This is a genomic window from Mesorhizobium sp. M7A.F.Ca.US.002.01.1.1 (genome assembly GCF_004022955.1).
In the GTDB taxonomy this organism is placed as follows: domain Bacteria; phylum Pseudomonadota; class Alphaproteobacteria; order Rhizobiales; family Rhizobiaceae; genus Mesorhizobium; species Mesorhizobium ciceri.
In genome coordinates this window covers 1-4815 of sequence record NZ_RZQE01000453.1, presented here as the reverse complement: position 1 = coordinate 4815, position 4815 = coordinate 1, and the positions used below count along the sequence as shown (strand labels likewise).

Sequence of the window (4815 nt, the reverse complement as noted above, 5' to 3'; positions counted from 1 at the left end):
GCGGCTGCACCGGCCTGTCGGCCGCCCTTCACGCCGCCGAGCGCGGGTTGAAGGTGGTGCTGCTCGAAGGCGGCAAGATCGGTTGGGGGGCGTCGGGCCGCAATGGCGGCCAGATGATCCCCGGCCTGCGCAAGGGCGCCAAGGGCCTGGTCAAGCTCTACGGGCCGGAGCGGGCAAAGGTGCTGTTCGATCTTGCGTTCGAGGCGCGTGGGCTGGTGCTCGACATCATCGAGCGCCATGCCATCGATTGCGATCTCAGGCTGACCGGCCATCTGGTCGGCGCGGTCAACGGTTCCGACCTCAAGGATCTCGAGGAAGAGGTCGAGTGCCTGGCTACGGTGATGAAGTTCCCGCACGCCGAAATCCTGTCGGCGGCGGAAGCCCGAGCCAAGGTCGACACACCCTATCATGGCGCGATGTATGAGCCGCTCGGCGGCCACATGCATCCGCTGAACTACACGCTCGGCCTTGCCCGCGCGGCGATTGCTGCCGGCGTCGTCATCCATGAGAATTCGGTGGCGGTGAAGCTGGAGCGTGAGCCTTCGATCCGGATCTCGACGGCAAAGGGATCGGTGCGTGCAAAACATGTCGTGCTGGCCGGTGACGCTCTGCTCGATGGGCTGGAGCCGCGCGTCAACAGCCGCATCATGCCGGTTGGCAACTACATCGTCGCCACCGAGCCGCTGGAGGGCAAGCGCAATGTCATCCCGGCCAATGTCGCGGTGTCCGACACACGCTTCGTCGTCAACTATTACCGGATGTCGGCGGACGGCCGGCTGCTGTTCGGCGGCGGCGAGCGCTACACGCCGTCACCGCCGGCCGATATCGCCGGCTTCGTGCGGCCGCATATGGAAGCCACCTTCCCGCAACTTCAGGGCTGCCGCATCGATCACGCCTGGGGCGGGCTGGTGTCGGTGACGACATCCAGGCTGCCGCATGTCGGGCACTATGGCGAGGTCTATTTCGCGCATGGCTATTCCGGCAAGGGCGTCATCCTGTCGACGCTGTCGGGCAAGCTCCTGGCCGAGGCGATCGCCGGCGACGCCTCGCGGCTCGATCTGTTCTCGACGCTCACCCCGATGCCATTCCCCGGCGGCACGGCGCTGCGCGGTCCGCTCTATGTGCTGGGCATGCTGTGGTATGCCATGCGGGATCGCATCAAGCATTGAGGGTCGGCGGGGCGGCGGCGAATTGCAAAACGCCGCGATCCTTCGCGCCCCCCTCAGTCCTGCCGGACATCTCCCCCTCAAGGGGGGAGATTGGCAGATTGGTGGCTTCGCCCATTCCTGCGTCGTTGGAGATTGGCGAAAGCCGGCGTGACGTCCGATCTCCCCCCAAGAGGGGGAGATGCCCGGCAGGGCAGAGGGGGGCGCTGTCCCGCCGACGGTGAAGGTTGTTGGAGAAGGCCTCTTAAACCACAAAAAAATCTTCAATCCGCTGCCTGGCCTCCAGCAGCGCCGGCAGAATCTCCCGCTCCATCTCCGCGACGGAGAACCGCGCCGATTGCGTCGAGACGTTGATGGCCGCGACCGTGCGTTCTGCGCGGTCGCGGATCGGCACGGCGATCGAGCGCAGGCCGAGTTCCAGTTCCTCGTCGACGATGGCAAAGCCGTCCGCTTTCGCCTTGCCGATGGCGTTGGCTAACAAACACCTGTCGGTGATCGTCTTCGGCGTCCGTCTCTCGATCGTCGCCTGGCCGAGGAATGCGTCCAATTCCTGAGGCGTCAGACCGGCAAGCAGGATGCGTCCCATCGAGGTGCAATAGGCCGGCAGCCTGGTGCCGACATCGAGCGACACGCTGAGGATGCGGCGGCCGGGAATACGGGCGACATAGACGACATCGGCACCCGACAGGATCGCCGCCGAACAGGCCTCGTTCAGCTGTGCGGCGACCGCGCGCATGATGGGTGCGGCGAAGGCCCAGAGCGAGGCGCCGCCGAGCCAGGTGCGGGCGATCGTCAGCAAGCGTGGCGACAGCGAGAACACGCGGCCGGCTTGCGTTGCATAGCCGGTGGCGGTGAGCGTCAGCAGAAAGCGGCGGGCGCCGGCGCGGGTCAGGCCCGCTTCCTCGGCCATTTCGGTCAGCGTCATGCCCGAGGGATGCCGAGCCAGGATCTCCATGACGGCAAGGCCGCGCTCGAGCGAGCCGACATGATCACGGGAAGCGGCTTCTTCGTCCATCTCAACTCCGCGGGAACGGCATCGACGCCAGGATTGACTCCTCGCCCTCCCCCAGCGTAGAAAGTATCGCATATAAAACATATGTTCGCAATACGAACTTTTTGAACCCGGAGCCGATGCGATGGTCAAGTTCCTGCCGCTCAAACAGGCTGTTGCGGAGAATTTGAACGATGATGACACGGTCGCCTTCGAGGGTTTCACCCATCTGATCCCGACGGCGGCGGCGCATGAGGCGATCCGTCAGGGTTTTCGCGACCTGACCCTGGTCCGCATGACGCCGGACCTGATCTACGACCAGATGATCGGTATGGGCATGGCGAAGAAAATCGTCTTCTCCTATGTCGGCAATCCCGGCGTCGGCCTGCTGCGGCGCGCCCGCGACGCCATCGAGAACGGTTTCCCCAGATCGATCGAGATCGAGGAGCACAGCCATGCCGGCATGGCCAATGCCTATGAGGCGGGCGCGGCCGGTCTGCCCTGCGCGGTGTTTCGCGGCTATCGCGGTGCTGGCCTCGCGGCGGTCAATCCGAACATCAAGTCTGTCACCTGTCCGTTCACCGGCGAGGTGCTGGCGGCTGTTCCTTCGATCAGGCCTGACGTCACCTTCATCCATGCGCAGAAGGCCGACAGACAAGGCAATGTGCTGGTCGAAGGCATCATCGGCATCCAGAAGGAAGCGGTGCTGGCGGCCAAGCGAGCGGTGGTGACGGTGGAGGAAGTGGTCGACAATTTCGACGATCTGCACCCCAATCTGACCGTGCTGCCGCGCTGGACGATCGCGGCGATATCCGTCGTGCCAGGCGGCTCGCACCCGTCCTACGCACATGGCTATTATGCGCGTGACAATGCCGCCTATCTCGAATGGGACGAGATCGCCGCCGACCGTGACAAATTCCAGGCGTGGATGCAGGCCAATGTCTTGGAGAAGAGCGCCGGCGATTTCGCGGCCCGGGTCGAGCATTTGAGGAAAGCGGCATGAGCGACAATCCATTGGGTTTCACCCCCAACGAGATGATGACGATCGCCGCCAGCAGGGCGCTCAGGAATGACGATGTCTGCTTCGTCGGCATCGGCGCACCGTCCGCGGCCTGCAATGTGGCGCGGCTGACGCATGCGCCTGACATCACGCTGATCTACGAGAGCGGCACGATCGGCACCGCGCCCGATGTGCTGCCGCTGTCGATCGGCGATGGCGAATTGTGCGAGACCGCCGTCACCACCGTCGCGGTGCCGGAGATGTTCCGCTACTGGCTGCAGGGTGGCCGCATCTCGATCGGTTTTTTGGGGGCGGCCCAGCTCGACAAGTTCGGCAACATCAACACCACCGTCATCGGCAACTATTTCCATCCCAAGACCAGACTGCCCGGCGGCGGCGGCGCGCCGGAGATCGCGACCTCGTCGAAGCAGATCTACATCACAATGGCGCAGACCAAGCGCGGCATGGTCGAGAAGATCGACTTCTTCACCTCCTTCGGCCATGGCGAGGGTGGCGATCATCGCAAGCGGCTTGGCATCGACACATCAGGTCCGACCTTGCTGATCACCGATCTCGCCATCTGGAAGCCGGATCCGGTGACCAAGGAATTCACCGTCGTGTCGTTGCATCCGGGCGTCACCCGCCAGCAGGTGCAGGAGAGCTGTGGCTGGGTGGTAAAGTTCGCGGAGGCGCTTGACGAAACACCGGCGCCAAGCGAACTCGAATTGAAGACATTGCGCGACCTGCAGGCCCGCACCAAGGCGGCGCATGAGGGAACCGGAAAAGCAAAGGCTGCATGACATGGCCGAGGCCTATATCTGCGACTACATCCGCACGCCGATCGGCCGCTTCGGCGGTTCGCTGTCTTCGGTACGATCGGACGATCTAGGCGCCATCCCGCTGAGGGCACTGGTTGAGCGCAATGCCGGCATCGACTGGCAGGCGATCGACGATGTCGTCTATGGCTGCGCCAACCAGGCCGGCGAGGACAATCGCAACGTAGCGCGCATGGCGCTGCTGCTGGCAGGGCTGCCAAAGGAGGTCCCGGGCTCGACCGTCAATCGCCTGTGCGGCTCCGGCATGGATGCGCTGACCATTGCCGCCCGAGCCATCAAGGCCGGCGAGGCGGAGCTGATGATCGCGGGCGGCGTCGAATCGATGAGCCGGGCACCCTTCGTCATGCCCAAGGCCGACACGGCGTTCTCGCGCAATGCCGAGATTTACGACACCACCATCGGCTGGCGCTTCGTCAACCCGCTGATGAAGAAGCAGTATGGCGTCGATTCCATGCCGGAAACCGGCGAGAACGTCGCCGAGGATTTTTCGGTGTCGCGGGCCGACCAGGACGCTTTCGCAGTGCGCAGCCAGAACAAGGCCGTCGCCGCACAAGCCAATGGAAGATTGGCGAAGGAGATCACCCCAGTGACCATCCTGCAGCGCAAGGGCGATGCGCTCATTGTCAGCAAGGATGAACACCCCCGCGCGGGCTCAACGGTCGAGGCGCTGGCCAAGCTGCCGACGCCGTTCCGGCAGGGCGGCACGGTGACGGCCGGCAACGCCTCCGGCGTCAATGACGGCGCGGCGGCGCTGATCGTTGCCTCCGAGGCGGCGGTGAAAAAGTATGGGCTGACGCCGATCGCCCGCATCCTCGGCGGAGC

Annotated in this window: 5 protein-coding genes; 4 read left to right on the top strand and 1 reads right to left on the bottom strand. The window is 64.5% G+C overall.

The genetic code is table 11. The features are described 5' to 3' along the window. Nucleotides 1-1169: FAD-binding oxidoreductase (locus EN932_RS29420; protein ID WP_164890671.1), on the top strand; the 1169-nt coding region annotated here is incomplete at its 5' end. A gap of 241 nt (nt 1170-1410) precedes the next feature. On the opposite strand, the gene EN932_RS29410 is transcribed toward EN932_RS29420, so the two are convergent. Next, the gene (locus tag EN932_RS29410) at nt 1411-2181 is read right to left on the bottom strand and encodes an IclR family transcriptional regulator C-terminal domain-containing protein (RefSeq protein WP_027163027.1); all 771 of its coding nucleotides are present in this window, start codon (nt 2179-2181) and stop codon (nt 1411-1413) included. Nucleotides 2182-2302: 121 nt separating this feature from the next. Between EN932_RS29410 and EN932_RS29405 the strand changes: the two genes are divergently transcribed. The 3 genes from EN932_RS29405 to EN932_RS29395 all read left to right on the top strand — a co-directional run. Continuing rightward, nucleotides 2303-3160, top strand: a complete 858-nt coding sequence (locus tag EN932_RS29405; protein ID WP_063173322.1) for a CoA transferase subunit A — start codon at nt 2303-2305, stop codon at nt 3158-3160. Beyond that, the gene (locus EN932_RS29400; protein WP_063173321.1) at nt 3157-3957 is read left to right on the top strand and encodes a CoA-transferase subunit beta; all 801 of its coding nucleotides are present in this window, start codon (nt 3157-3159) and stop codon (nt 3955-3957) included. Before EN932_RS29405 ends, EN932_RS29400 begins: the two co-directional genes overlap by 4 nt. 1 nt (nt 3958) lies before the next feature. Then, a partial coding sequence (locus EN932_RS29395; protein WP_128369272.1) for an acetyl-CoA C-acyltransferase occupies nt 3959-4815 on the top strand: 857 nt, incomplete at its 3' end.

Bases quoted from the DNA above. Each gene is read 5' to 3' on its own strand.
- EN932_RS29410 (WP_027163027.1), bottom strand. From the start codon at position 2,181: ATGGACGAAGAAGCCGCTTCCCGTGATCATGTCGGCTCGCTCGAGCGC.
- EN932_RS29405 (WP_063173322.1), top strand. From the start codon at position 2,303: ATGGTCAAGTTCCTGCCGCTCAAACAGGCTGTTGCGGAGAATTTGAAC.
- EN932_RS29400 (WP_063173321.1), top strand. From the start codon at position 3,157: ATGAGCGACAATCCATTGGGTTTCACCCCCAACGAGATGATGACGATC.